We start from the raw sequence: 26,245 nt of genomic DNA on the forward strand, positions 1-26,245 counted from the left end.
AGACCTAGAGTCTTAGCCTAAATCTATTTTCGAAGCGCCGACTAAACCTAGATTTTCCTTATATGCTTTCGGACTTACCCCCGTTACCTTCTTAAACATTCGGCTAAAATGCTCCGCATTCATATATCCGACCTTTTCTGATATTTCAACGATTTTATAACCTTTCTTTAACAGACGCTTTGACTCTTCGATACGCAGACTCGTGACATAATGAATAAAACTGGCCCCGACTTGCTTCAAGAATAGTTTGCTCAAATAGTTTTCGCTTACACCTACCCATTTGCTGACTATCCCCAAACTCAACTCTTCACAATAGTGCTGATCAATAAATTCTTTCGCCTTTTCAACTATACGATAAGGAGCATTTTCCTTTTTGCTTAACTCATGGATATAGCGATAGATATCTAAGCAGATTTGCTTGATCCATGCTAATGTATCCTCGAGCGTATGAAAGGATTTCAGCTGTTCAAAGGGATGACTTGGGTCAACTCCGCCTCCCCATTGAACTTGTTGGGAATGAAGCATTGTGCCTAGCTCCCACAGGAAATCGGATAGGAGCAATCTTGCTTCATCTGCATCGTATCTAACTTTATCTTTTAATAACCTTGTATATCGTTCAAATTCAAGCTCCCAGCGAGGTTCATTCTCCAACTCGAGCAAGCGAACTATCTCTTTGCCACCCGCTTTTAGCGTCACTCTTAGATCTTCGCTGGTTTCCATCATAGATTTGATTTCGTTCTCCGGATAAAAGAACTTGTCATACCCTTCAAAAAAACATAGAGAAACTAGGCTTCGCGCCTGATTGATTAACCTAAACCAATGCTTTTTCCCGTCCATTGAATCACTGATCCCCATCGATACTCGGACGTTCATATACTGCTGTAGTCTAGTCTGGATCAAAGACAGCGTAGAATGAATGAGTTCACGAAGCGCTGTTTCACTGCGAAGCTGCGGCATTGTAAATAGAATCAAGCATGTATTCGCGTCCACACCATAAACGATATGTTTCATTGACGCCGAATCCATCTCCGCTTTGATCGTCTGCTTAATTACCTTCTTCGAGATCATTTCCTTGGAACCGGAGATCGACACTGCAACGGCCACTTGATTGATTTCTCCAAGCCACTTGCCCACTTCACAAACAAGGCGGGAATAATCCCGATCTTTAGATTGGATATCTGGGGAAAGAAGCTCCTCAATCACTTTGTCTAGATCTTCTTGTATTTCTTGGCGCTGATGAATCGCTTGTATATCATTCGATAAGCCATTTGTGCCTTGGCGGTTCAACTGCCGCTCGACTTTCAACAATACCGGCAATATGTGCTCCTCGTCCATATTCACTTTTACGATATAATCAACGGCTCCAAGTAAAAAAGCTTCTCGTACATAGCTGTATTCACTATATGCGCTTAGTACGATTGGAACAGGCTTTTTCATTGCATCCATGGTTTGAATAGCCTCTAACAGTTCAATACCACTCATTTTGGGCATCTGAATATCGACCAGCAAAATATCAATATCATTGCGCTGCTGTAACACAGCTAAAGCTTCTGCGCCATCACCGGCTTCAGCCACAATCTCCATATGGATATCTTTCCATGAAATAATCTGGTGCATAGCTAGTCTTACTAGAGGCTCATCATCCACTATCATGACTTTATACAAGCAACCATCATCTCCCATAAAAGAAATCACACTTCACGCTTTACCCTTTTACCGCACCATCCATCATTCCCTTAAATATTTGCTTGTAGAAAAGGATATAGATGAGCATGCTTGGTATCAATGCTATCATGATAGCCGCACATAATGAAGCCAGATCTGAATTGCGTTGACCCACATAAGTTGTTAAGGACGTAGCAATGGTCAATAGCTTTTGAGATGGCATATAAAGCTGTTGGACGAAAATATCGTTCATAATCGCTACTCCCTTCAGAATGCCAAGCGTAGCAGTAACAGGGAGCAGCAGCGGAAAAATGATGGACCTATATATACGGTAATAAGAAGCCCCGTCTAACATGGCACTTTCATCCAATTGTTCTGAAATTTTCTCTAAAAACTGCATGTACATATAAATTTGCAGAATATCAGTGCCTACATAAATAATAATTGGAGCCCATATCGTATCATAGATTCCAAGCTTATGAATCAGTTGAAATCGTGCAATTTCAGTCGTATAGGTAGGGATAATCATGGCGAACAAAAATAAAGCAACAATGAGCTTCTTACCTACAAATTGAAAGCGATTCAACACATAAGCTGTCATGGTCCCAAGCAATGCGTTGCCAATGAGACTTACGCCTACAAGTAAAAATGAGTTTTGCACGCCTCTTAGCAAATGGCCCTTATTAATCGCAACTTTATAATTCTCTAGATTCAAAAAATTCGTTGGTAATGAATACGGAGATGACGCTGCTATCTCCATATTACTTTTAAATGATCCAAAAAAAATGAGCAAAATCGGTGCGAACACAAGAACTGCTATGCATGTAAATAAGACATAATAAACGGTACGGTTTAGATTACGCAGCATCTATAGCCCACCCCTGTCTTTAACCAGCCATTGCTGCAGATTGGAAAAAATGATAACCAAAAGTAAAAGTACGATCGCCATTGCAGAAGCAAGACCATAACTGTTGTTATTAAATGCGGTGCTTAATGCAAACAGACCAAACGTGCTGCTTTCAACTCCCGGTCCGCCGCCGGTTATCACTAGCGGTATATCATACTGGAGAATCGCTCCTGAAACGTTAAGGAACAATATGATTTCAACGACTCGTCGAATACCAGGCAATGTAATGTACAGTTGTTGCTGCCAAAAGTTTGCCCCATCTATTCTCGCAGATTCGTATAAATCATTAGGAATAGATTGAAGTCCTGCCATGAAAAGGATCACATGCACACCTGAGAAACGCCAAAGCGATACGGCGACGAGCGAATAATTGACGACATGAACGTTGCTGATCCACCCTGTAATGAATGAATCAAGACCCACAAAACTCAAAAAAGCATTTAACGGTCCATTCACCGGATTATAAATATAAGTAAACATATACGCTACAGCAATACCGTTAATAATGTAAGGCATTAGAACCGTAAACCGGTAAAATGAACTACCGAACAGCTTGCGATTTAGCAGTACAGCAGCCACGAGCTCAACCGGAATCATACAAGCATGAATAATAAAATAAAGACTGTTATTTTTCAGAGCATGCCAAGCTTCTGGAAAATCGAAAATAATTCTTGAATAATTATCAAAACCTATATATTTAAAATTTTGACTGTAGCCGTCCCAATTTGTAAAACTGTATCGAACTAACTCCATGGTTGGATAAATAAGAAATAATAAGAGCAGCGAAATGGGTACGAATAATAATGTAACAATCGTTACCTTCTTTTGCAGGTTGTAATTCATTTTCTCTCACCCCTGATGGTAAAGAAAAGGTGCTATTCCCAGATTGCAAAGTAGCACCTTCTCTTCTATTTATCTATTATTTGCTGGAATCAATTGCTTTCTTCCACTTATTGTTCAAATCGCCTTCGATCTTGTCAATTGACTTCCCAGCAAAAATATCTTGAGCTACTAGAGAAGGATCATACTGAGCGGCAGCTTTGACCTTGTTGTACATTTCATCGGTTCCGTTATAGACAAACGGCTTGAAAGGCGTCTTCTGCGCTTCTTTTGCAAAGAATGGATTATCGCTTGTTACTGTTGTCATTGTAGACATTTGTTTACTCGTGCTGATATAGGCACCATAAACATCCTTGCTAAATACCCATTGTAAAAATGCTTTCGCTTCTTCAACGTTTTTCGAATTTTTATTTACGCCGACATGCATATCGGACATTGTCATCGTTGTTAATGGTTCGCTTTCACTGTTTCTCCAAGGCAGAACAAACGCGCCAAGATCATCATCCGCTTTCACTTTTTCCATATAACTTGGATAATACCATTGACCTAGTGCAATTGTTGCGGCTTTTTTAGCCTCGAATGCTTGCGTTTCCTGATCGAAAGAGATAGACAACGGATCTGAACCGGCAAGTTTTTTCGTTGCAATTTCTTGCACGAACTTTGCAGCCTTGTCAAAGGACGAGTTTGCCGAGAACGGCGCTTCGTTTTTCGGAAGATTGGTCAAGAAGCCTTCATCCCCGGAAAGGATATGCGGTCCGAATTCCATAAACGGATAAGAGGTCCAGCTGTCTTTCATACCAAGTGAAAGCGGCGTGTATTTACCGCTCGCTTTTACTTTCTCCAATAAAGCAATGTATTCAGGCATTGTTTTAGGAACTTCTAAACCTAGTTCTTTAAAGATACTTGGGTGATAATAGACAACTTCATAGAACGATACCAAAGGAAGACCAAGCGTTTTGCCGTCAATTTTCGTCGTGAACTTATTGTCCTTTGCAACTTGCAAATCATCTAGCGGCAGCAAGGCTTGTTTATAAACTTGCAAAGCGGCAGGCTTCATGTAGAACACGTCCGGCAAATCGTTTGCCGCAAGATTCACTTTTAAATATTGTCCTTTATTATCCGGGACTTTGAGAACTTCAACGGATACATTCGGCTTCAATTTCGTATACTCTTTTACTTTCTCTGTCCAAAAATCGATATCCCCTTGCGCTTCCCACATAGCAAATTTCAATTTGACCGGTTCAGCCGCCTTTTGTGTTGCTTTTGTTGATGCTGTTGCGGTTGACGCAGATGGTATATCTTTTGTTCCGCAGCCTGATAATACACTAGCCATGACTAATGTAGTCATACCTAATGTAGACAACCATTTCTTCTTATTCATTTGAAGCACCCCTTTACATATGATCATCACTAGGTTTATTAGCCTGAAATCATCATACTATTATTGAAAACGCAATCAAATGATCGAATCTGGTAAAAACATGATCTTTTCAACACTCCCCCGCATCTTGTGACCGTCATTCGACATCCCGTTCTATCGTTGTAATGATAGGTATACAAATCACGATTGTAGTACCTTCAGGTTCATTCGGTTTTATCGATAAACCATAGTGCTCTCCATACTGCAATTGGATGCGACGATTCACATTCGTTATCCCCATACCGCTGAACTTGTTCTCATCGTTCTGATATATACATGTATTCAGTTGTTCATCCGCCATTCCTACGCCATTGTCCGCAATTTCGATTTGTAAGCTCCCCTCGACGATCGAAGCGTTCACCCAGATTTGTCCATCTACATCCTTATCGTCTAAACCATGGACAATGCAGTTTTCGACGATCGGTTGCAAGAGCAGCTTCAGAATATAAAGGGGGAGCGTTTCTTCCGCTATATTCCATACGACGCTTATTTTCTTTCCAAACCTGTTTTCCATGATGTATAGATAATGCCTTAGGTTCTCAATTTCCTCTGAGAGTCTGACAAGGGAACTGCCTCGATTGAAAGATGACGAAACGAGCTTCATTAAAGCATTAGTCATGTTGCGTATATTATCTACATTGCTGACTAGCGCCATTAACTTAATTACATTTAACGTGTTAATTAAAAAATGAGGATTAATCTGTGACTGCAGGGCATCAAACTCTGCTTTTCGCTTCGCTCTTTCCTCTTCCTTATTTTGCAAAATTAATAGATGAATATGATCTAACATATAATTGAATGTATATCCAAGTGTCACCATTTCAGCACTGCCTGAAGCGGCGATCTTCGCATTCAAGTTCCCTTCCATAACTCTCGTCATCTTGCGGACTAGCAAATGAATCGGCTTTGTTAGACTACGTACCATAAGAAACGATAACATCAAAAATATACAAGTACCGATAATCGTGAAGACAATAACTATGCCGAAGATTTTATCGTAGGTTTGCGTCAACTGGCTGTACGGGATCTGATGAATAACCTTCCATCCGGTATTGGGAACGCTTGCATAAGTAACAAGCATTTTCTTATCGTTCAAATCCGAAATAAAGCTGCCTTCTTGATCTTTGGACACTTGCTCATAAAGCTTCTGATCCATACGGTCTATTTTCGATAGTCCGTAGCTTGAAGCTATGATTTGTCTGTTATTATCAACGATCAGAAAATCAGCGGTATGATTCAGATTTCCCCGTAAAATGTTCTCGAAAGAACTGCGATTGAACGTACAATAGATCAACTCAACCGTTTGTATGCCCTGAAGCAATTGTGGTGAAACAGCTGCGGTAATGACTTGGGGATTCCCGCTATCGAACAATACATTTTTTTGCAAACCGATAAATTGAACTTGATTAGGGTTCGAAAGCGTATGGGAGTACCACTCCGATTGCCGAGTTATACTTATATCCTCTTTCAAATTTCGACTATAAGAGAAGACGTCTCCTTTCTTGAAAAAGAAACTTATCGATAGTATGTAGTTGTTGATCGATGCATTATATCGAGTCAGTGCTTCATTTACATAATCAATATAGAATTGTTTGTTGCCTCCTTCCTCTTGCGACAACTGCGTCGCATTGTTCAAAATCTCTTGATCTGTAGCAATATTCGCAGTGATATACATCACTTTCATAATTTCCTGTTCAGCGGTATAGGTGATGGAATGCAAGGTTTGCAAAGCTTGAGTTGAAGTTTGCGTTATCAAGTCTTGCTTATATACCTGCAGAATGATGAAAGCTAATGTTGTTACCGGTACGACAACCATGGAAAAAAGAAGGAGATAAAGCAGCGTTGAGATTTTCCATGGCTTTCTTAACATGTTCATTTTCCATAACCCCGTTCCATACAAAATGCTCTTCCTCAAAGCAAACCACCATAAACTGAGTATACTTCTCAGCTAAGTAAAATAAAATCATATAGCTATTCTTGAGGTAATTGATTTCGTCTTTGAGGATCATATTACCGGCGAAGAACGGAAGCTTGCGCTTCAGAATCTGCTCGGAGTTTTAGCATCAGGATTAAACGACAACAAGAGGAGCTTTTGCTTATAAATAAACCGGCACTCCATCGGAGTCCCGGTACTCATTCATTCTGTTCAAGTTATCGAGATTTTCAAAATTCATTTCAATCCTACTATTAATCTCTTCAGCACGACCACCGCTTCAGCCCTGCTGGCTTGCTCCAGTGGAGCGAACTCTTGCTCTGTTCTTCCGTTCATGAGCCCGAAATCAACGGCAAGCGCTACTACCTTTTTCGCCCAGTCACTCACTTCTGCATCATCACTGAAATGACGTTCATTTGTAACACTCATATCCTCTATTTTGGTCCCGGAGGCATATGCTTTTGCACGGATAAGCATAGCTGTCATCTCTTCCCGGGTTATGTTTTGCTCAGGCGCGAACACGTTGTCAGCAATACCGTTAATCAAACCGGCAGCATATGCTTTTTTCACGGTATCCTCATACCAAGCCCCTGATGTTACATCTTCAAATGGGTTTTGCCCAGTACCCGCTTGAAGGTTTAAGGCTTTAGTAAGCAATGTTGCAAACTGAGCTCTTGTCACATTCGTATCGGGGGCAAAATGATCGTCATCCATGCCTTCGACTATTTTTTTGTCAACCATAAGCATAACGTCGGATTTGGCCCAATGGTCAACAAGATCACTAAAAATTTTGGTGAAGTGAATCACATTATTAGGTGTCAGTGTCTGGCTTTTCAAATTGTGATCGACTAGTTTAACAGAGTTCCAAGAGATGTTCGTTGTGCCAGCTTTTTTCGCTTTAAAGGTGACAGTGCCAATATCCACATTCCCCTTCTCACCGTCAACTTGGCCGATCTTCGTATGCGCGAAAGTCACTTCATTATTTTTCACTATCGGAGAAACAGAAAATCCCTCTATCACTGTATCGGCTTTGGTGACTTCCACATTGTTCGCGTCGAAGCCTAGTTTTACTTCAAAACCGTATAAATCTTGAATTTGTTGGCCCTTTAAGGTCACGATGAATTCGCCGTTAACGGATTCGGTACTCGAGACACTTAGTTCAAATTGAGCAGCATCCTCCGCAAAGGATGGCGTTGCCGCAAATAGTAAACAAACGCTACTAGCTAAAATTGATAAAATCGTTCTACGCCACATGAACTGGTTCATCCTCTCATTTAATAAATGGGCCTCATCATTATACATTCAACAAAAATGCATATATATGATATTTTTTGTTCAAAAGTTGATATTTTTTGTTCTTGTTGGTCGAGATAAAACCAGCAGTCCGGAACACTTCCAATTGTTCCAGACTGCTGGTTTTTACTTTCCCTTACTCCGTAATCCTCTGCGCAATGAAGGCGAGATCCACAATATCAATTTTCCCGTCGTTGTTCGAGTCTAAATGTTTGATACGCTCCCAATCCGGACTTGCCGACGTTTTACCATAATTTGCAGCCACAATGCCCAGATCGCCGATCGATACTTTACCGTCCTGGTTCATATCGCCCGGAATGCCAACTGGAATAGGTGTTATTTGCACGCTGATCGAAGAGTTTGCAGCCTTGGACTCGTTGCCATGCTCATCCCCGAGGGTCGTATCCGTCACCGCTATAGTGGTCGTAAGAATCTCGGAGGACGGCTTCGATGTAAAAGTAAGCCTGAACAGATGCGCATTGCCGGTAACGGCATGCCCTGCACCTTGGCTCGCGACAATCAGGCGAAGCTTACCCGCTCCGTCATTCGCTGTCTGAACAATGCCCGTGTTCGGAAGAAGCGAATCTGCCGAAGAGAAGACCAAGGTGTTCGGATCATATCTCAACGTGATATCTTCCGCATACACCTGCTGTGTAACATCATTCAAACCATAAGTGATCACGATCGGCTGTCCATTTTGAACACTGCTGTTTCCGGTCAATGATGTTGATGCGCCTTGAGCGGCCCCTTTGACTACGATCGCTGCAGTCGCCCGCTTACCTCCGTATGTTGCTGTGACCACAGTTTCACCATGTGAAACACCACTGACTGTGCCATTTGCGATCGTTGCAAATGATGAATTTGCAAGCTCGAATGCGGATTGAGCTGTCACATCTTGCTGGCTGCCATCCGAATACTGAGCAGTCACTTTCACTGCTGCGGATTGGCCCTCCTTCACTTCATAGCTAGCTGAATCGAACACGATCGCTTGAAGCGCAGGGGCGTCGGCTTGCTTATACACGTTCAACTCGGCAGCCGAAGCAAAACCGCCAGCACCTTCTGTTGCCTCAAGCTTTACATAACCGGCACGTACAGGAGCAAAATTCACTTCTTTGACTGCATTGTTCTTCAGCCACATGCCGGTCGCAACCTTCGTAAACTGTACGCCATCTTGGCTTACATATACGTTATAAGCTGTGATCGTGCCGTTGCCGCCATCTGGACGCGGCATATACGCCAGCTTGCTGATGGTTTGCGTGCCGCCTAAATTCAAAATAATCGACTGTGGCAGCGGATCGACGCCAAACCATTTGATGTGCCACCATGTGTCCGGATTTCCGTCAAGCGCAAGGCTCGGCTCGTTTCCTGACTGGAAGCTTGCGGCCGTGGCTGTCATTTGGCTTTGCGGGATTTTCAGCAATCCGCTTTGTCCCGATACGGTGACACTCACGGATGCCTTATAGCCGCCATCCTTCGTAGTGACGGTAATCGTTGTCGTGCCTGCTCCTTTTGGAGTAACAACGCCATACTCATCGACCATTGCAATACCCGGATCACTGCTGCTCCAATTAACCGATGTGTCCGCCGCATTCAGAGGCGCAACCACAGCTTCAAGAGCCACCGGCGCATCCAGCACGTTCATGTTCAGCTCTGTCTGTGTCAGCGATACACCGGTTACAGGCGCTGTACCGATAATCGGCAGGCCGATCAGCTTCACATCAGCTATGCTGGCTTTCGTAGCGGCGTCAGGCAGACCTGTAATCGTAATCCGCACATAACGGCCTTGGCTGCCGAATGTATCCTTGAGCACAGGGCCGGCTTCCGTGTTATTCATGCGGTTTAACACTTGGATCCAGTTGCTACTGCCCAGCTCACGGACTTCCAGCTTGTATTTATACACTTTGTCGCTCTGTCCAAACGAGATCTCAATACCCTGAATGGAGTACATATTGCCCAGGTCGGCTGACCACACATGGCCAGGGTTCGTATCACCGGCCGACCACATTGTAGCCGGATTGCCGTCGTTGGCATAGCTTGCCGGGAAAGCAGCATCTTCGCTGTCCGCAGTCGCCCGCTTGCCTTTTACAATATCACCCAAAACAGGTGGAGCCTTTGGCGCCTCATAGACATCGATTTCAGCTGCTGAAGCATAGCCCCCTACTGCAGCTACCGCTTCCAGTTTGACATACCTGGCGTCAACCGCTTTGAATTGAGCATATTTCTTCAGATTGTTCCGGTCCCAATTCCCTGTGCTGATTTGCGTGAAATTCGTACTATCCGTGCTGACGTACAGCTTGTAAGTCGTAATCGTTCCATTACCGGCATTAAGCCTTGGTGTGTAACGGAATTGGCTGATGCTGCGGATTTTTCCTAAATCCACGATAATCGATTGCGGCAGTTTATCGGAACCGTCCCATTTCGTGTGCCAGAGGGAATTGGGATTGCCGTCAATCGCATTCGAGGCTTCATCGCCAAGCTGGAAGCTTGCAGCCGTTGCTGTCATTTGATTTTTCGGAATCGGCAGTGGGATCGCTACGGAACCATCACGATATACATTCAATTCGGCTGCAGCCGCAAAGCCGTTAACGCCAGCTGTTGCTTCCAGCCTCACATACTGCGCTTCGACGGTATCGAATGTTACGGTTTTTTCCGACTTATCCGCATTCCATGTGCCGGAAGACACCTTCGTAAAATTCGTGCCGTCCGTGCTCACATAAACGTTGTAAGCAGTAACAATACCGTCAGTCCCCATGTATTGTCTCGGCAAATATTTCAGTTTATTCACGGAAAGCTTCGTGCCGAGATTCAATGTGATGGATTGCGGCAGCGGCGTGCTGCCATCCAGCTTCGTGCTCCAAACCGTATCCGCGCTGCCATCCAGAGCTAACGTAACCGGTGCAGTCGTATCAGCGCTCGTAGCCGTCGCTACAATGTCCTCCTGAGGGATTTTCGCAGGATCGTTATCCGGTTCTGGTACCGTAACGATAGTTGCATCGGTTAGCGGAGTCGTATCTGCCGCAAAGCCTGCTACTTTCAGCTCAAAGCCTTGATCAGTTGGCAGATCTGGTGTTTTCACATAGACAATACCGCCTTTATCAGCTGCATCGAAATACCAGCCGCTTGCAGCATTCGTCCAATCCGCTTTGCTGGCAAATTCCGTATATGCGGAACCTCCGACTTCGACGCTCGCCGGTTTCGTATGCATATGAATATGGAATTGGTTCGTCCGTGCCGCCAGCTTGCCGTTGTAATCGCCAACGCTCGCCCCGACCTGAACTTTCAAATCGGATGTTCCGGTTTCCGGCGCAATCGAAGTAATGAGCGTCTTCGCGAATTTGCCGCTGCGGTGCTCCCTCGTGACTCCATCATCTTCATACATCGTAAAGCTGGACGTCTTGTACGGATAGATGTCGTAAGTAATCGGATTGGCTGGCACTTGGTTGTCGTACAATGTCTCCGGATACATCGGGATGATCGCACCCGCTTTGACGAGCAGTGGCAAACGGTTCAGCGGCGCGCTGTATTCATCAAGCATTTTGGACCCGTAATGTTCCGTGCCTGTCCAGTAGTCAATCCATTTACCCTTCGGCAAGTAAATGCCGTTTCGGACCGTAGCATCTTTGTATACCGGTGCAACAAGGAACGACTGGCCGGACATGAATTGGTACTGGGTCATCGTGCTCTTCGTATTCGGGTCGTTCGGGAATTCGTAAACCATCGCTCTCGCTAAGGGCGCTCCCGATTCGTAAGCTTCATTCAAATAGGTGTAGAAATACGGCGTCAAACGCTGTCTGAGCTTTAAGATGTCACGGTTGTAGCTCGTATACGGCTCTCCATAGCGCCATGGCTGCTTATCGACGGACGCCCAACCCGACATGCTCATCAGTACCGGAGTAAAGGCTTTCCATTGCAAATCGCGCACATAGGTTTGGGCACTGCCACCGAAAATCCCATCCACATCCCCGGTTGCATAGGTCATGCCTGACAACCCGGCTCCAATCACGGATGGGATGTGATAACGGATATATTCCCAGCTGCCAGTTTGATCCCCGGACCAGACGGTTGAATTACGCTGCGTGCCGGCCCATCCGAATACAGACCAAACGAAGCCTCGGTCGTTCGAGTTGGCTTCAAGTCCTTGATGAGCCTGTCTCGTTGCATCCAGCGCAAAATCATATCCCGGTCCGACCCAAGCCACATCCAGCTTGTTCAGCCGAGTGCCTGCAACGCCCACTTCCGTCGCGATATTGGCAAGACCGTTCTGCGTCCACAAGCCGGTGTAAAAGCCTAAATCATGAAGCTGCTGCACCGTGCTTGGCAGCTGCACGTAGCCGCAGCCGTAACCGTCGTTCGGCAGCAGCCATCCGCCCGGCATGTCGTTGGCGCGGTAGCCCTGCGCAACCTTCACCACATCCGGCGTCGTCAACTTGCCCGGCGTATTCGCTCCGGTGTTGCTCGTATTGTAGCAATCCGAATCCCCCATGCCCATGCCCCATCTCGGAATGAGCGAAGGCTTACCGGTCAAGTCGGTATAGCTGTTCAAAATATCTTTGAACGTCTCGCCATAAAAATAATACGCGTCAAAGCGGTTCTCATCGTGCGTTAATTGAGCAGGGCTCCCAAAATTGTAAGTTCCATCCTGGAATGTGTTCCTGAGCACTCCGTAGCCAGCTGTACTTAAATAAAACGGAGAAGGATTGGACACGGTCCCGCTTCCCCAGTCGCCCCGCACATCGGCAATTGTAATCGTTTTATCGCGATGGGAAAAAAATCCGTTCTGCATCCCTCCGCCATAGTAGTACTCATCCGCTCCTCTTACGAGCGTCTGGGTCGTCGATGTAGTGCTGTAGCTCAGAGGTGACTGCTCTTCCCATACGACAGTCTGATTATCGCTCTTGTACATGGCGAACTTGAGAGGACTTTTGTAGGCGCGCAAAACAAACTTGCCCGTCGCCATTTTGTAGTAGGCGCCTTCATCGGACCAATTGACAGAAACCGGACCGAAGTCCTCCTTAATCACGATCGGCTCTTTGGGCTCAGATGAATATTTGCCTGACAGCGTTTGAAAATTCCCGCCTACGCCAAGCCAGATGTGCACGATATCGTCACGATTAAAAATAACTTTCAACTGATCTGCTCCTGATGTAATCGTGAAAGTTTTAGCGTCCGTTTTCTCGAAACCTGTTATGTCTCCTACCGCCGCCGCATGTGTCGTCTCCCCGTTGATAAACAAGATTATGAAAAAGAAAACAAGGCAAAAAGCAATACCCAAAGCATTTTTAAGCGTTTTCAATTAGGCACACTCCTTATTCGTCCTTAACCTATTTTCGTCAATCGACTGAGGCGCTCCCAGCGTCCTGCGTCAATCCCCCCTCTCTGACCATTCATGCTTAGCCTTTCAATGCTCCAGCCGTAATGCCTCCAGTAATTTGCTTTTGAAACATGGTATAAAACACAATCGTAGGCCCCATCGAAATAATAAGAGCCGCAAATAAAGGTCCCCACTCCGTCCTATACTGCATTTCGCCCTGCATCACCGCAATCGCAACCGGAATCGTATATTTCGTCGGATCATTCATGAAGACGAGCGCGAATACATATTCATTCCAAATATTCAGCACTGTAATAATCGCGACAGACATCAAGCCCGGCTTGGCCAGCGGCAGCATAATCCGAAAAAAAATGCCATAGTAAGAAGCGCCGTCCATAGCTGCGGCTTCTTCCAGCTCACTTGGCAGTGATTTAAAAAAGCTGACCAATACGAAAACAGCGAACGGTACGGATGTTACCGTATAAACTAAGATTAAGCCCAATAAACTGTTCGTTAAGTGGAGATCGTTCAGCAAAAAGAATAAAGGGATGATGCCGAGGAAGGTGGGTATCATCATGTAAGAAAGATAGGAATAATACAGCAGGCCATTCCCTCTGAATGTAAACCGGGCGATCACATACGCCGTTGTTGCTGATAAAAGCACGCTCGCTAAAGTGCTGATGATTGTCACGACCAAGGAATTCATAAAATTATGTGCAAAATTATACTTTTCCCATACAAACGTAAAATTGCTCCAAAGCAGAGGAAGGTTCGGCAAAGCCCAAGGCTTGCCGAGAAAAAACTGCTTGTTGTCTTTCAGTGCGCTTAAGACCGTCCAAAGCAGCGGATAAAGGACGCAAATGGACCAAGCGATCAAGCAGATTTTGAAAAAAACACGGTTGATAGGTTGAAGAATTCGTTGACTCATATGCAATGCCCCTCTACGTTAATTCAATAGTATCCCTCTTCATCAACCTCTGCAGCGCTGCAGTCGTTATTAAAGAAAGAACCAGAATGAGTACGCCAATCGCGGATCCGTAACTGAATTTGCCGAATTTAAACGCATTCAAATACAGGTAAGATCCCATGACCTGTGTGGCATTGTCTACGCCGCCTTCGAAGGTCATGATCGTAACGATGACGAATGATCCGTTTAAAGTCGTCATGACAATCCAGAGCACGGAAGTCTTGACCTGCTCCCACGACAGCGGCAGTGTAATGTGCCAGAACTGACTCCATTGTGTAGCGCCGTCGATGTCGGCGGACTCATATAGCGACGACGGAATGCTGAGAATGCCGGCAACAAGCAAAAGGATCGTAAAACCAATGCCGGCCCAGATCGATGGCGGTAATAGTGCGAAGATCGACCATTTATCGCCTAACCAGGCGAAATCGAACCGTTTATCGGTAAATAAAGAAATAAAGGAATTCAAAAAGCCGAGATTCGGATTATAGACATAACGCCAGAGAACGCCGACAACAACGACAGAGAGCACATTCGGAATAAAAAATACGATGCGATAAAAGCCCGCTCCCTTCATATTGAACCGAGTAAGCGCTACTGCGAAAAACATGGACATGATCATAAACCCGATGACTTTCCCGATGACTAAGATATAGTCGTTGCGAATAGACTTTGCGATCACAGCGTCATGCAGGATCTCTTTGAAATTGCCGAGTCCGATAAAGTTATAGGTTTCGGAACCACCCGACCAATCAAACAAACTCAGATAAATGCCTTTCAACATTGGATAAACGGTAAAAACGAGATATAGAAGCAGCGTAGGAAGAGTAAAGGAAAGAATGAACATATTCCGCTTCATCTCCACAGTACCGCTTCTCATTGCCTTGCGCTCTTTCATACTTTCCTCCAATCTAAAAAAATTTCGAATGATACGTTGCGAATTCGAAGTATTCCCAACGTATCATCCAAATCCTTTTGAGTTCTTATTTCTTTTCTTTGGCGCGAACCTTATCTGTCGCTTCTTCCATGCGATCCGCCCACTGCTCAGGCGTGATTTCACCTTTAGTAAGCGCAATGGTCGCATTGTTTCTAGCTGTCACAAGTTCCTCCGGAATGACGATCTCCGGCGCTACGACGGTATTCGGAGAATTGTAGAATTTGGCCGCCTCTTTCGTAAGCGCAGGCGCATTCGTTCCTTCGAGATCCGCTTTGATGTTAGAAGGGGCTTTGGAAAGCTCGGCCCATGCCTTACTTTGCTTTTCTGTAAAGATAAATTGAACGAATGCTTTAGCTGCTTCCGGATTCTTCGATTTTTTTGCTATAGCGACGGTTGCTGTGTATGGATTCGCGACGAATTTACCGCCTTTGCTTTGGCCGATAGAAGGTAGGAAGCCGAATTCAAATCCTGCCGGTACGTCCTTCGCCATTTCACTCTCGACCCAAATTCCCGTCGGTATAAATGCCGCTTTATGCTGCAGCCATTGCGATTGAGAATCCGTATGATTCAGCGCTGGTGAACCTTTGTCGATGAAGCCTTTGTCTCGCATTTGCACAATTTCCGCAAGCGATTTCATCACGGGTTCACTCTTCCAAACGCCTTTTTCAAGCGAGTTGATCCGCTTAAAGATCGAGGTATCGTAGTTGTTCATAGCGATGATCGTAGGGTCCAGCAAGCCGCCGTTAATATAGTAAGGATAGACTCCTGTGTGGATGTATGGACTCATGTTGCCCTCAGCTTTAATTTTGTCGCCTAAAGCCAGGAAGCTTTCGAAATCCTCCGGTGCCTGCCAGCCTTTACTCTTAAATAAAGCCTTATCGTAGAACGTCCCCCACGATCCGAAAACCAGTGGAATGGCATAGGCTTTGCCCGGTTTGTATTCTTCAGGCTGGGCGATCAGGAGATCCGTGATCTTCTTTCCGTCAACGTTCTTCGCATCTTTTAGCCAGTCTGTAATGTCCATGAGCTGGTCGTCGGCCACCATTTGCCTTGTGTTGGACCCGGCACCGTCAATGTATACGAAATCGGGCGGATTCCCTTGAAGCCAGCGTGGTTTCATCTGATCGTTGATTTTAGGTCCTGCCGATTCCTTGATCTTGAGGTCCGGATTCTGCTTCTGGAAGTCGGCAATGGCTTGTTTCCACCATGCATCACCGTAACCTCCGACAAAATACTGAATTTCAAAGTCTCCTGTTAGCTTTGAGCCTTGAGGCTGGCTGCTGGCAGCCGGAGCTGCGCTAACATTCGCTTTGGCACTTTCCTGTGGCTTCTCCGTTACATTGGATGAACTCGTGCTGCTTCCACAGCCGGATGCAAGAAAGACCGTAGACAGAATCAGGCTCCAAGCCGTTGCTTTTTTGTAATTCCTCATTGATGATGACCTCCTTTAAGTTTTACATCTTCATCTTATTCGTTTATCCAGCGTACAACCATTGAATTTAGTACTGTAAATAGTTGATAAAGTACTGTCTTTGGGACTCACGATGTGATTGAGTGTTTCAATTTTTACTTGCATTTGATTCATTTCTCAATGAATTTTTGACGCAATAAATTAGAAATCGATGGCTGATTTTCATTAGAGTGAAAATACCGATCGGCATGAAGGATGATCTCCCTCAAATATTCTCGGCCCTCGTCGTAAAGTTTGTTCATGCTAATTTTTCGCAGTTTAGGACCTGCCTTTGGATGGGCATAAAGATCATTTACGGTATTGAAGATCAATTTAATCTGGGGTATGCGATTAGCCATAGCAAATTCTCTGTTTTCGGCGAGTTTATTGTCAATGTCAACACGCAGGTATTCAGGGTATTTTTGCCATACCTCCATATCTAAAAACTTCATCATTTCGTCGTGACCATTCCAGTAAAAGATATCCGTTTTGCGCGTTTCGTCGTAGAAACCTTTGACGACTTCCGATTTACCGAATGCAATAATCATTTCGTTGTGATCAATTACATGCGCATGTGTAAGAGTACGTATCATTTCATGCCCTTGCCCCTTTAACTAATACGTCGATTTTCATTTTCACATTAGGCGAATTTTCCTCATTTGCGATGACCTCCCTAAGTTTTACACATTTATCTTATTGGTTTATCTAGCGTACAACCATTGAATTTAGTACTGTAAATAGTTGATAAAGTACTGTCTTTAGGGCTCAAATTGTAATTGAATATTTACGCGGACTGCCAAACGCAAAAAAAAAAAGGGCCATCCCTCCGCCATTTCCATGGCAGCGGACAGCCCTTCATCACTCATTTACTTTTGCTTAACGCAATTTGCTGCAGCCGATCCAACGCTTGTTGAGGCGTCATTTGCCCGAGCAGTACGGCCTGCCCCATGTTTCTGGTCGCGTTAAGCACGGCGGACCAGGCGGGATGCTGGATTGGATAAAATTTGGCATGCTGGATCCAATCGAGATTTTGCTTCATGACAGCATCGTTCTCACCCAGCTTCTTACCAACCGTACTGACGGTCGGTATGAAGCCTTCCCGGATAACAAATTCCTCATAGCGCGCATCCTCATAAATAAAGTCCAGGAATTTGGACAATGCTTCCTTGTTGGTATGATCTGTCCGAAACGACATCCAAACATCCTGGACGCCTAGCACAAGCGGCATTTGGCCCTCCTTGACCGGAATCGGTCCTTTCCCCCATTTTAACCCGGGAAATTCACGGGGAACAACGGTCTCGAAATAATTGCCGGATATGAGCATACCCAATTTGCCGTTGCCGAGAATCCGTTGTTTTTCATCACGTGTCGTGACTGTAGGCTCCGGATCCGTCAACCCTTTTTCATAAAGTTCCTTAAGGAATAGAATGCCTTCCACGTTTTGGGGAGAATTGATGGCCCATTCCCCATTCTTCATCCAGCCTCCCCCCGCACTATAGAAGAAATAAGAAAGATACGCCCAAATCTCGTTATCCGTCAGATCGACACCGAAGCCGTCCACTTGTTTCGCATTCTTGATTTGGCGCGCATCGTCCTCTAGCTCTTTCCAGGTTTTAGGCGGACCTGCAATGCCGACCTCATTGAAAATATCTTTGTTGTAGTACATTTCCCGGATCGTCGCAGCATAGGGAACGGTATAACGCACGCCATTCCACTTGCCGGTTTCCGTGTAATAGGGATAAATTTTCGCCTGAAGTGCGGGGGAAAGAAGCTCATCCATAGGATTCAGCAGGCCATCCTTCGCAAAATGCGCGTAAATATTTGAAAGCAGCAAGTCCGGAGGCTCATTGCGACTGATCATTGTATTGTAAGCACTATCCAATATATCCCAGTTAATCACTTGAAGCTCGACCTCGATGTTTGGATATTTCGCCTCAAAATCCTTCACGAGTTCTTCAAAAAACGGCTTGGTCGCCGAACTATACGCAGGAGCAACGAAGGAAATAAAAGCCTTTGTATCAGCTTTGGTTAAAGCTGTACCACGGCCCTCTTTCGTGCATCCTGCAAGCGTAATTGCTAATAACAGGAACGGCACAAGAGATAACAATGGCATTTTGCTCGAAACCGGGATATTCATTTGTTCCCTCCACCATATGGCTACTTCTCCACTAATGGAAAAAGCAGCTCTTGATTTTGCTGCGTGTACATGTTGGCCTTGGTAATCACTAACGTTTCCATCTTGATATTCGGTTCGACTTTAATCCCATTCAAAGCCTTTACAGCTGTTTCTACCGACAAGTACCCCATGTTGAACGGCCTCTGCACGATCGTTGCCTGCAAACTGCCCTCTTCCAAAAGCTTGACTTGATAAATGGAGCTATCAAATCCGACGAGGGTTATGTGATCGGTTTTATGTTCTTTGAGGGCTCTTGCGGCTCCTAACGTTGCTTCTTTATTCAACCCGGCTATACCTTGGATATCCGGGTATAAAGACAACAGCTTTTTGACTTGCTCATAGGCTGCGTCTTCGGTTGAATCAAAATAAAATGTGCCTGCATTTTCAACTCCGGTAAGGCTTGCCATCGCTGATATAAATCCATTCACACGATCCTGTTCAGCCGAATCGCTCCTTAAGTCGCTAAGTGCCAGCACTTTTGCCGGTTCGCCATTTCGTAAGCCCGCCAGGCTCATGGCGATTTTCCTTCCAGCCTCCACATTGTCGGTAGCAATCAAATTCTCCTCCGAAGCACTTTGGATATCTGAATCGATTAAAATCAGCTTAATGCCCGATTCCTTTATTTTCTTTGCGATCGGCGCAAGCTTTACGGCATCGGTTGCTGCAAGGATGACAGCGTCGGGCTTAGTAGCTAGCACTTCGTTTAAATTGCTGATTTGTTCGTCCGTATCCGTCTCGGATAGCGGTCCAGTGATGCCGATTTGGATATCGAATTCCTTCGCAGCCGCTTTCACGCCACTGCTCACCATCTGCCAATAGTCGGAGTGGATATTGTTCGTTTTCAGCACGACTGCGATCTCGTATTTCCTTGGATTCGTTAAACGCAGCGTATCAAAGACATGTACAATCAGTAATCCAATGAAAACAGCCAGCATTACGGCCAAAAGTACGGGGTTCTTATGTGCCATCCGCTGCTCCTTTCCGAGCGCCCAATGGAACTACAATGGTGACCTCGGTTCCTACCCATCGCTCACTGTTGAAGCTGAGGCCATACTCATTGCCATATAGCTTGATCCGCTCATCCACATTGCTGACCCCGATTCCTTTCATGGTGGTTCGGTTCTTTGCCTTCAATAACTGATCCAGCTTGTCCTGCTCTATGCCGACCCCGTTATCCGCAACGACAAACACGATGGTTTCTCCATGCCCCATCCCGGTGATTTGTATAACGCCAGGCTCCAGCTTATTTTTCAATCCATGATAAATCGCGTTCTCAACGATAGGCTGCAAAATAATTTTAGGTATGTGGTGCTCAAGAATGTCCGGATCTACGTCGATAGTAAAATCAAGCTTGTCTTTATATCTAAGCTTTTGAATCTGCAAGTAGTTGGTAATATGCTCGAGTTCTACGCGAACAGGAACCGTTTCCTCATTTTTATGAATAATAGCGCGAAACAGATTTGCTAGCGATGAAGTCATCAAAACAACTTCTTCATGCTTCTTACGTTCGGCCATCCAGATGATCGAATCGAGCGTATTGTACAAAAAGTGGGGGTTGATCTGCGCTTCCAGCAGCTTCATTTCACTCTTTCTCTTGAATTCCTCGTTTTGAATAAGTTGGTTCATTAAATCATCGATTCTGCCCACCATCATATTGAACGCCCGGCCCAACTGGCCGATTTCGTTCTCGCTGCTAATTTCCGAGCGAATGTCGAAGTTACCTTTTTCCACCTGTTTCATGCTGCTTTGCAGCACTTTGATCGGCCGAGAAAGATGTCGAGAGATGGTAAATGACAGATACAGAGCAATGACCAGCGCCAGGATCGTCCATAAGAAATAAGACAACTTGATTTGATATTGATTGGCGATTAATTCACTCACATAGGCTACTCCGACGATTTTCCACCCAAAATGAGTTTCTTGGATCGAATAAATCTTTTTATTGTTTCCCTCACCTGTGACGAAGCTGCCGCTGCCGGCAGATTTTACTTGATCGATCAACTCCGTTTTGAGATTGCTGGTAATGAGCTTTTGCTGAGGGTGATAGACGATGTTTCCATCTTTATCAACGATGAACACGTACCCTCGTTGTCCAAGTTTAATCTGATTGCAAATTTCGTTGATGACGCTCAGATTCAAGTCAACCAAAAAAATGCCGTCTCCCGTAATCCCATCAGCGCTTTTCAATTCCTTGCTCAAAGATACAACCCAGCGGTACTCGTTTTGTAAAATATTTTGAACATGCGGGGCCGTTATGACGGATTTGCCTCCCTCCGCTCGCGCACGTTGATACCAAGGCTGCTCCTCAATCTTGGTGTTCTCGTTCAAGCTTGTGATTCTACGGTCGGAGACGAACCGGCCATTGTAGCCGAAGACCATAATCGAAGCAATATCTTTGCGTGTAATCAAGATCGATTGAAACAGATCTGATATTCTTTTCTCATAGGGCCTTCGCTCCTCATCACGAATAAAGCTAGTGCTTGATATATAATATTTCACGTCTTTGTTCGTCAAAGCGAGCATCCCGATATTCTCCATATTGGTGATGTACGACTGAATATTGCTATTTACCTGTTGAATGATTTCCGAAATGTAGTGCTCCGAATTCCCTTCAACTGCATCGGCCGACAATTGATAAGAGATAAGACTCGTGATCGCGATTGACCCCAGGATCAGGAATGAGAAAGCGACAGAAATGCTGGATTGAATGCTTCGAAATTTGAAGATTTGCAGCCTCGCTTCCCGTCCTCTTCTCATCCGGTCGTCTCCTTGGCAAGCTTCTCTCTGTATTCAGTTGGACTTGTCCCTGTATGCTTTTTGAAAAGTACACTGAAGTATTGGGGGTCGCTGTAACCAACTTTCGCAGCGATTTCATAGAATTTCATGGGGGTATGCCTCAGCAAATCTTTAGCTTTATCTATCCGAATTCGTGTTACATATTCCATGATTGTTTGTTCCGTATGCTGCTTAAACACGGAGCTGAAGTAGCTTTTACTTAGATGTACGTGGCGGCAAAGCTCATGGATCGTCAAATCCTCGTTATGATAATTTTCCTCGATATAACTGATAACACTTCGAACCTGCATCTTCGTCAAATCATTTCGCTGCTCCGCAATGTAGGCTATCGCTTCGTTGCAAATTTCCTGGAGCCATTGCTCGATTTCGTCCAATGTTTTTAGACGGTTCATATTTTTGAAGATCAACTCATGTCCTTTAAAGTCGACGCTTTCGTCTCCGACTAACTCGTGAATCGTATTCACAATCGCGATAAGGATCGACTGAATCTGCAGGTAACAGGCACCGATCGGCATCAGTGAGGCTTTCAGACTGAAGATTAATTGTTGAATGAGGACGTGAGCTTCTTTGTTCGTACCTGTTTTGATCATGATGGCGAACCTGCGGCTCCATTCCATATCCAGCCTATGAATGGAGTTGTGCGCTCCCTCCATATCTTGAATGGAGATAACACGATTAGCTCCCAGCATAAAGCGGTAATCCAATGCGTCAATCGCACCTTTATAAGAAATAAACAGCTCACTTAATGAACGGCATAATGTACCGATACCAACGGTAACCGTGAATTTCAAATATTTTTCTATGCAAAATCGAAGCACCTCAGCTAAATTGAAAGCCATATCATACAACGCATCTTTTTCATGACCGTAAAATACAATTCCAATTCGTTCTTCCCTAGTGCGAAAGACCACCGCTTCTTTGCCTTCCATGACCTCTTGTACAATATTGTATGCCGCAGAACGTAGAAGCTCTGGATCGTTCTCCCATCTAGCCTTTGTTACTGCATTCAATTCGTCAATGTCAATTGTTGCAACCAGATAGGGAGGGAGCATCGGCGGAAGGCGGAAATATTGGAGCCTCTCTTGAATTTGCCCTTCTTTTAGGGTACCGCTTACCATCTGCTCGAGGAAACGCTCCATTAATAACGGCAAACTCTGCTGAAGCTGTATTCTGAGAAGGGCCAAGTTTTCTCGATGCTCCGATTCCTTGTCCATATCTGATCTCACCTTGTCCAGAAGACTGCGAAGTTGAAACGCAGTGACCGGCTTGACGATAAAGTCGTACACTTTTAACCTTAGCGCCTTTTGGACATAATCAAATTCATCGTGAGCGGTAAGGATAATTACTTTGATATAGGGATATTTCATCTGAATGTTCCGAGTCAACTCGATCCCATCCATAAACGGCATACAAATATCGGAAATGACGAGATCCGGTCTTAGTTCTGTAATTGCTTCCAAAGCTTCCCTGCCATTCGCATAGTCCCCTATGCATTCAAAACCATGAAACTCCCAATTGATACTCTCCTTGATGCCTTCCCGTACTTCTGATTCGTCTTCCACAATCATTATTTTGTACATAATAAGCATCTGCCTTTCTCTTTATCATCAGGAAGCGCTTTCGAAGTGATTCTATTTGAATTTTGTCTAAAAAGGAATGATATTTTTTGGTGATTTACCCCTCATTTTTTGTTCAGATCAATAAAAAGTAGCAGCTTCCCTAAGGACTGCTGCTACTTTTTATTGATTCCTTGATAAATACGCGAAGTAAAGCTATTTTACAGTTGTAAGCGAGTAAGAAACATTGAGCTCCGCTGCCCATGCCCATCCACCGACTCCTGCATGAGCTACCGGCTTCACGTGGCTGCAGCTGTCGCAGGGAACTCCGCATTCACAAGTTCATTTGGTATGCCCTATCGTCGAAGGGTTTCCATCAAGCACCATGGATGCAGCATTATTTTCGGATACTAGCTCTTCGCTTGTTGCCGTTGCGCTCATTTGGAATTGCGGAATGGTTTGAGGTTTGTCAATATCCGCCGTTAAGTACCAGATTGGATTAGCTGGCTTAGGCAGTCCAAGTGCGGTGACAACGTCACGCGCATTTGACGAATATTTTAACCCCCAACCGTCAAAAAATTCCAGTAAATTCTCTCCGGCTATTCGCGAAGCGGTGAGCACGAACTTATTTCTCTTCTGCTGATCGTCAGTAGGCAAACTGGATTGGTCCATTTCTCTATACGCCGTATGCAGCTTCGCGTAGAAGTCCCAACCATAAGCATATTTCAACTGAGCGAACATGACTAATTTCACAAACGGATCGTCGATGCTATCAAAGTTCTTGTTCGGGTCTGTGTTTGCCACAAATTGTGCAGCTTGTGGAAATGAATCCTTCAACCGCGACGCATTTCCGTAATATTCTTCCACATGCAGGGAATGAAGATTGTTGGTTACCTCCCAATTGTCGCTCCAAGTCCATGCAGACATCTGAAAGTCATGGCCAAGCTCAGTCCAGAAGCCCCAACCATTATGCTGAATATCATCTAGATTGACCAACATTTTAGAAGTTTCAGTTTCCCCCTGGTACAACATAATGGGACAACCTGTCTGCATCCACCCATTGGTGATTTGTTTGTCGCCAAAATAGCGGAACGGCCAGTTATCCATGCCTTTATTCGGCAGCGGTTTATTAGGAGCTAATCCAGCCATATTTTCATATAAACCATAAATCTCATCCCATTTCGCCATTAGCTGCTGCGGGTTATCAAGCATGCGGATATCATCCGACGGCACTGTTAACATGATATGATTGCTTTGAAGTTCCGCCCAAGGTGCGGGATAATTGCGAATGGTATCCTTCCACGCTTGTTCGCTTGTTTGTCCGAGAACATAATAAGGAGCTTGGACGACACCGCCAATAGTGACACTCACCGTTCGCCCGGCTTTGGATTTAGCCGGGATGATGTACACCAAGCCGCCGTAAGGGCTGTTAATCCGATTAAGACCAGGATTCAGCTTTTTTTTCAGAACGACACTCGGAAGACGATCCCATTTTGTAATTTTAGCCCACTCACTTGTCAGATCGTCCGAATGGGCCCCGATTTGTACAATCAAATCCGGTTCGTCCGCAGGAACCTCCACGGTTATTTCCCCTCCTGGTGGCGCATACGATCCGGTGCTGACCCAGTGCCCGGGAGAAGAAGCCATTCGTAAGTAGCTAGTGTCGGCATATGCCATATTCACTGCGATCGTTTTGGTGACTCTGGGTGTCGTATCGTCTACCTTGCCTGGAAATACATCTGCCCCAGCATATTTCACCCCTGCTTCATCCAAGCTTGAGACAGCTGATCTGTATTGAACCAGCACGCTCGTATATGGCTTTTGTAAACGATCTAACGGCAATGCTAAAGTACTCATGACCACATCGATATCGCTCTTCACTCCACTCAGGTAAACATTTTTAGATACAATCGATTTCCAGCCCTGAATAACGCTTGAGTTGATTCGCTCCCACACGTCCTGCGGCGCATTCTCACCTGCTATGGCATAATCCATAAAGGTCTTGGTATTCTCCTCAACTTGCTTCAGCGCATCGGTCAGATAAGAAAGATTGACCCTGGTCACTTGATCTAATGAAGGTTTAGGATTCGTACCATTCGTGCAGAGCCAATCGTAATTAATGGCTAGACCGGCCTGATTCAACAGCCATTGAACCGGATAATCCGTTATTTTGACGTTCTGCGGATCTTTCGATTGTGAACGGATGGCATCCGACGGATAATCTGCCATGATCCAGCCCTTTTCTGTAACAATGACGCTACCACCATTCTTCACATACGCCTCCAAAGCGATTGCTTCCGCATTGCTTACGTTTCTCGGATCGACATACGCGATTGGGTAGATAAGGGGGTCCAGCAGTTGATTGGTCCAACTGCTGACAACGGTTTGATCAATGGGCAGCGCCCCACCGCGAGATACATCATTTTTCGTGATCAGCTGGAGCCTATCAGTGCCCGTAAGCGCATTCGAATAATGATTTGTGGCACCCGTAGCCGGATTCGGGGACTTATCTTCGGTGAGCCACAGCAGCATATTTTTTGTAACTTTTCCTTCTGTCGTATCCGTGCTTGCCGTTAAGTTAAAGTAGTCTCCGGTCCCCGCTGCAATAACACGTCCTTTCCCGTAACGAGATGCGCCTACAAGCGGAGAGTTGCCCTGATCAAGAGACACCGCAAATGCGTCCGCACCAAATATGGTTATTGTGGACGCAGTTGAATACTCCGGATAGCTTGGCAACCCGGTATACAAGAGGTTCAAGTCATCATTCACCGAAACGGAGGCTTCAGCTGCAACGGAATGAGCCCCAGAAAAGGTTGAGCTATAGGAAAAAACAAACCTTAGCGAAAGTAAACCCGCATTTTTTTTCTTTCTCGTCATTTGTTTCATTCACTCCTGTTCATTTGTTCTTTCTAAATAACAAAATACTTCTACCGTTACCTCCTTCAATATCCGAACGCAATATAGCAAATAGGCAGAACCTCATAATCTAAAGCGCTT

Annotated in this window: 16 protein-coding genes; all 16 read right to left on the minus strand. The window is 45.0% G+C overall.

Annotated elements, in window-relative coordinates:
* Positions 1-12 precede the first annotated feature (12 nt).
* Positions 13-1,665: a response regulator transcription factor gene (locus tag O9139_RS27495; protein ID WP_270884950.1), complete on the minus strand. Its 1,653-nt coding sequence runs from the start codon at positions 1,663-1,665 to the stop codon at positions 13-15.
* Between the two features lie 40 nt (positions 1,666-1,705).
* A complete protein-coding gene (locus O9139_RS27500) occupies positions 1,706-2,533 on the minus strand; it encodes a carbohydrate ABC transporter permease (RefSeq protein WP_270884951.1) in 828 nt (275 codons plus the stop codon).
* Positions 2,534-3,415, minus strand: a complete 882-nt coding sequence (locus O9139_RS27505; protein ID WP_270884952.1) for a carbohydrate ABC transporter permease — start codon at positions 3,413-3,415, stop codon at positions 2,534-2,536.
* 76 nt (positions 3,416-3,491) lie between these two features.
* A complete protein-coding gene (locus tag O9139_RS27510; protein WP_270884953.1) occupies positions 3,492-4,793 on the minus strand; it encodes an ABC transporter substrate-binding protein in 1,302 nt (433 codons plus the stop codon).
* A 136-nt stretch (positions 4,794-4,929) separates the two neighbouring features.
* Positions 4,930-6,708: a sensor histidine kinase gene (locus O9139_RS27515; protein WP_270884954.1), complete on the minus strand. Its 1,779-nt coding sequence runs from the start codon at positions 6,706-6,708 to the stop codon at positions 4,930-4,932.
* Between the two features lie 294 nt (positions 6,709-7,002).
* Positions 7,003-8,019, minus strand: coding sequence for an S-layer homology domain-containing protein (locus O9139_RS27520; RefSeq protein ID WP_270884955.1), 1,017 nt, complete (start codon positions 8,017-8,019; stop codon positions 7,003-7,005).
* Positions 8,020-8,194: 175 nt separating this feature from the next.
* Positions 8,195-13,351, minus strand: coding sequence for a discoidin domain-containing protein (locus O9139_RS27525; RefSeq protein WP_270884956.1), 5,157 nt, complete (start codon positions 13,349-13,351; stop codon positions 8,195-8,197).
* A 97-nt stretch (positions 13,352-13,448) separates the two neighbouring features.
* Positions 13,449-14,297 (minus strand): carbohydrate ABC transporter permease, encoded by an 849-nt coding sequence (locus O9139_RS27530; protein ID WP_270884957.1) that lies wholly within the window; start codon positions 14,295-14,297, stop codon positions 13,449-13,451.
* Between the two features lie 13 nt (positions 14,298-14,310).
* The gene (locus O9139_RS27535) at positions 14,311-15,231 is read right to left on the minus strand and encodes a carbohydrate ABC transporter permease (RefSeq protein WP_270884958.1); all 921 of its coding nucleotides are present in this window, start codon (positions 15,229-15,231) and stop codon (positions 14,311-14,313) included.
* A gap of 85 nt (positions 15,232-15,316) precedes the next feature.
* Positions 15,317-16,702: an ABC transporter substrate-binding protein gene (locus O9139_RS27540; protein ID WP_270884959.1), complete on the minus strand. Its 1,386-nt coding sequence runs from the start codon at positions 16,700-16,702 to the stop codon at positions 15,317-15,319.
* A gap of 149 nt (positions 16,703-16,851) precedes the next feature.
* Positions 16,852-17,313, minus strand: a complete 462-nt coding sequence (locus O9139_RS27545; protein WP_270884960.1) for a hypothetical protein — start codon at positions 17,311-17,313, stop codon at positions 16,852-16,854.
* Positions 17,314-17,582: 269 nt separating this feature from the next.
* Positions 17,583-18,857 (minus strand): extracellular solute-binding protein, encoded by a 1,275-nt coding sequence (locus tag O9139_RS27550; RefSeq protein WP_270884961.1) that lies wholly within the window; start codon positions 18,855-18,857, stop codon positions 17,583-17,585.
* A gap of 20 nt (positions 18,858-18,877) precedes the next feature.
* Positions 18,878-19,864 carry a substrate-binding domain-containing protein gene (locus O9139_RS27555; RefSeq protein WP_270884962.1) on the minus strand — a complete coding sequence of 329 codons (987 nt, stop codon included), beginning with the start codon at positions 19,862-19,864 and terminating at the stop codon, positions 18,878-18,880.
* On the minus strand, positions 19,854-21,653 hold the full coding sequence (locus tag O9139_RS27560) for a cache domain-containing sensor histidine kinase (RefSeq protein ID WP_270884963.1): 1,800 nt from the start codon (positions 21,651-21,653) through the stop codon (positions 19,854-19,856). Before O9139_RS27560 ends, O9139_RS27555 begins: the two co-directional genes overlap by 11 nt.
* Positions 21,650-23,272, minus strand: coding sequence for a response regulator (locus tag O9139_RS27565; protein WP_270884964.1), 1,623 nt, complete (start codon positions 23,270-23,272; stop codon positions 21,650-21,652). Before O9139_RS27565 ends, O9139_RS27560 begins: the two co-directional genes overlap by 4 nt.
* 318 nt (positions 23,273-23,590) lie before the next feature.
* Positions 23,591-26,125 carry a M60 family metallopeptidase gene (locus O9139_RS27570; protein WP_270884965.1) on the minus strand — a complete coding sequence of 845 codons (2,535 nt, stop codon included), beginning with the start codon at positions 26,123-26,125 and terminating at the stop codon, positions 23,591-23,593.
* Positions 26,126-26,245: the final 120 nt, after the last annotated feature.

Origin of the sequence: Paenibacillus aestuarii (genome assembly GCF_027789125.1) — a bacterium.
In the GTDB taxonomy this organism is placed as follows: Bacteria; Bacillota; Bacilli; order Paenibacillales; family NBRC-103111; genus Paenibacillus_E; species Paenibacillus_E aestuarii.

Coding starts and splice junctions, on each gene's coding strand:
- O9139_RS27500 (WP_270884951.1), bottom strand. CDS start 2,533: ATGCTGCGTAATCTAAACCGTACCGTTTATTATGTCTTATTTACATGC.
- O9139_RS27505 (WP_270884952.1), bottom strand. CDS start 3,415: ATGAATTACAACCTGCAAAAGAAGGTAACGATTGTTACATTATTATTC.
- O9139_RS27510 (WP_270884953.1), bottom strand. CDS start 4,793: ATGAATAAGAAGAAATGGTTGTCTACATTAGGTATGACTACATTAGTC.
- O9139_RS27515 (WP_270884954.1), bottom strand. CDS start 6,708: ATGAACATGTTAAGAAAGCCATGGAAAATCTCAACGCTGCTTTATCTC.
- O9139_RS27520 (WP_270884955.1), bottom strand. CDS start 8,019: ATGTGGCGTAGAACGATTTTATCAATTTTAGCTAGTAGCGTTTGTTTA.
- O9139_RS27530 (WP_270884957.1), bottom strand. CDS start 14,297: ATGAGTCAACGAATTCTTCAACCTATCAACCGTGTTTTTTTCAAAATC.
- O9139_RS27535 (WP_270884958.1), bottom strand. CDS start 15,231: ATGAAAGAGCGCAAGGCAATGAGAAGCGGTACTGTGGAGATGAAGCGG.
- O9139_RS27540 (WP_270884959.1), bottom strand. CDS start 16,702: ATGAGGAATTACAAAAAAGCAACGGCTTGGAGCCTGATTCTGTCTACG.
- O9139_RS27545 (WP_270884960.1), bottom strand. CDS start 17,313: ATGATACGTACTCTTACACATGCGCATGTAATTGATCACAACGAAATG.
- O9139_RS27550 (WP_270884961.1), bottom strand. CDS start 18,857: ATGAATATCCCGGTTTCGAGCAAAATGCCATTGTTATCTCTTGTGCCG.
- O9139_RS27555 (WP_270884962.1), bottom strand. CDS start 19,864: ATGGCACATAAGAACCCCGTACTTTTGGCCGTAATGCTGGCTGTTTTC.
- O9139_RS27560 (WP_270884963.1), bottom strand. CDS start 21,653: ATGAGAAGAGGACGGGAAGCGAGGCTGCAAATCTTCAAATTTCGAAGC.
- O9139_RS27565 (WP_270884964.1), bottom strand. CDS start 23,272: ATGTACAAAATAATGATTGTGGAAGACGAATCAGAAGTACGGGAAGGC.
- O9139_RS27570 (WP_270884965.1), bottom strand. CDS start 26,125: ATGACGAGAAAGAAAAAAAATGCGGGTTTACTTTCGCTAAGGTTTGTT.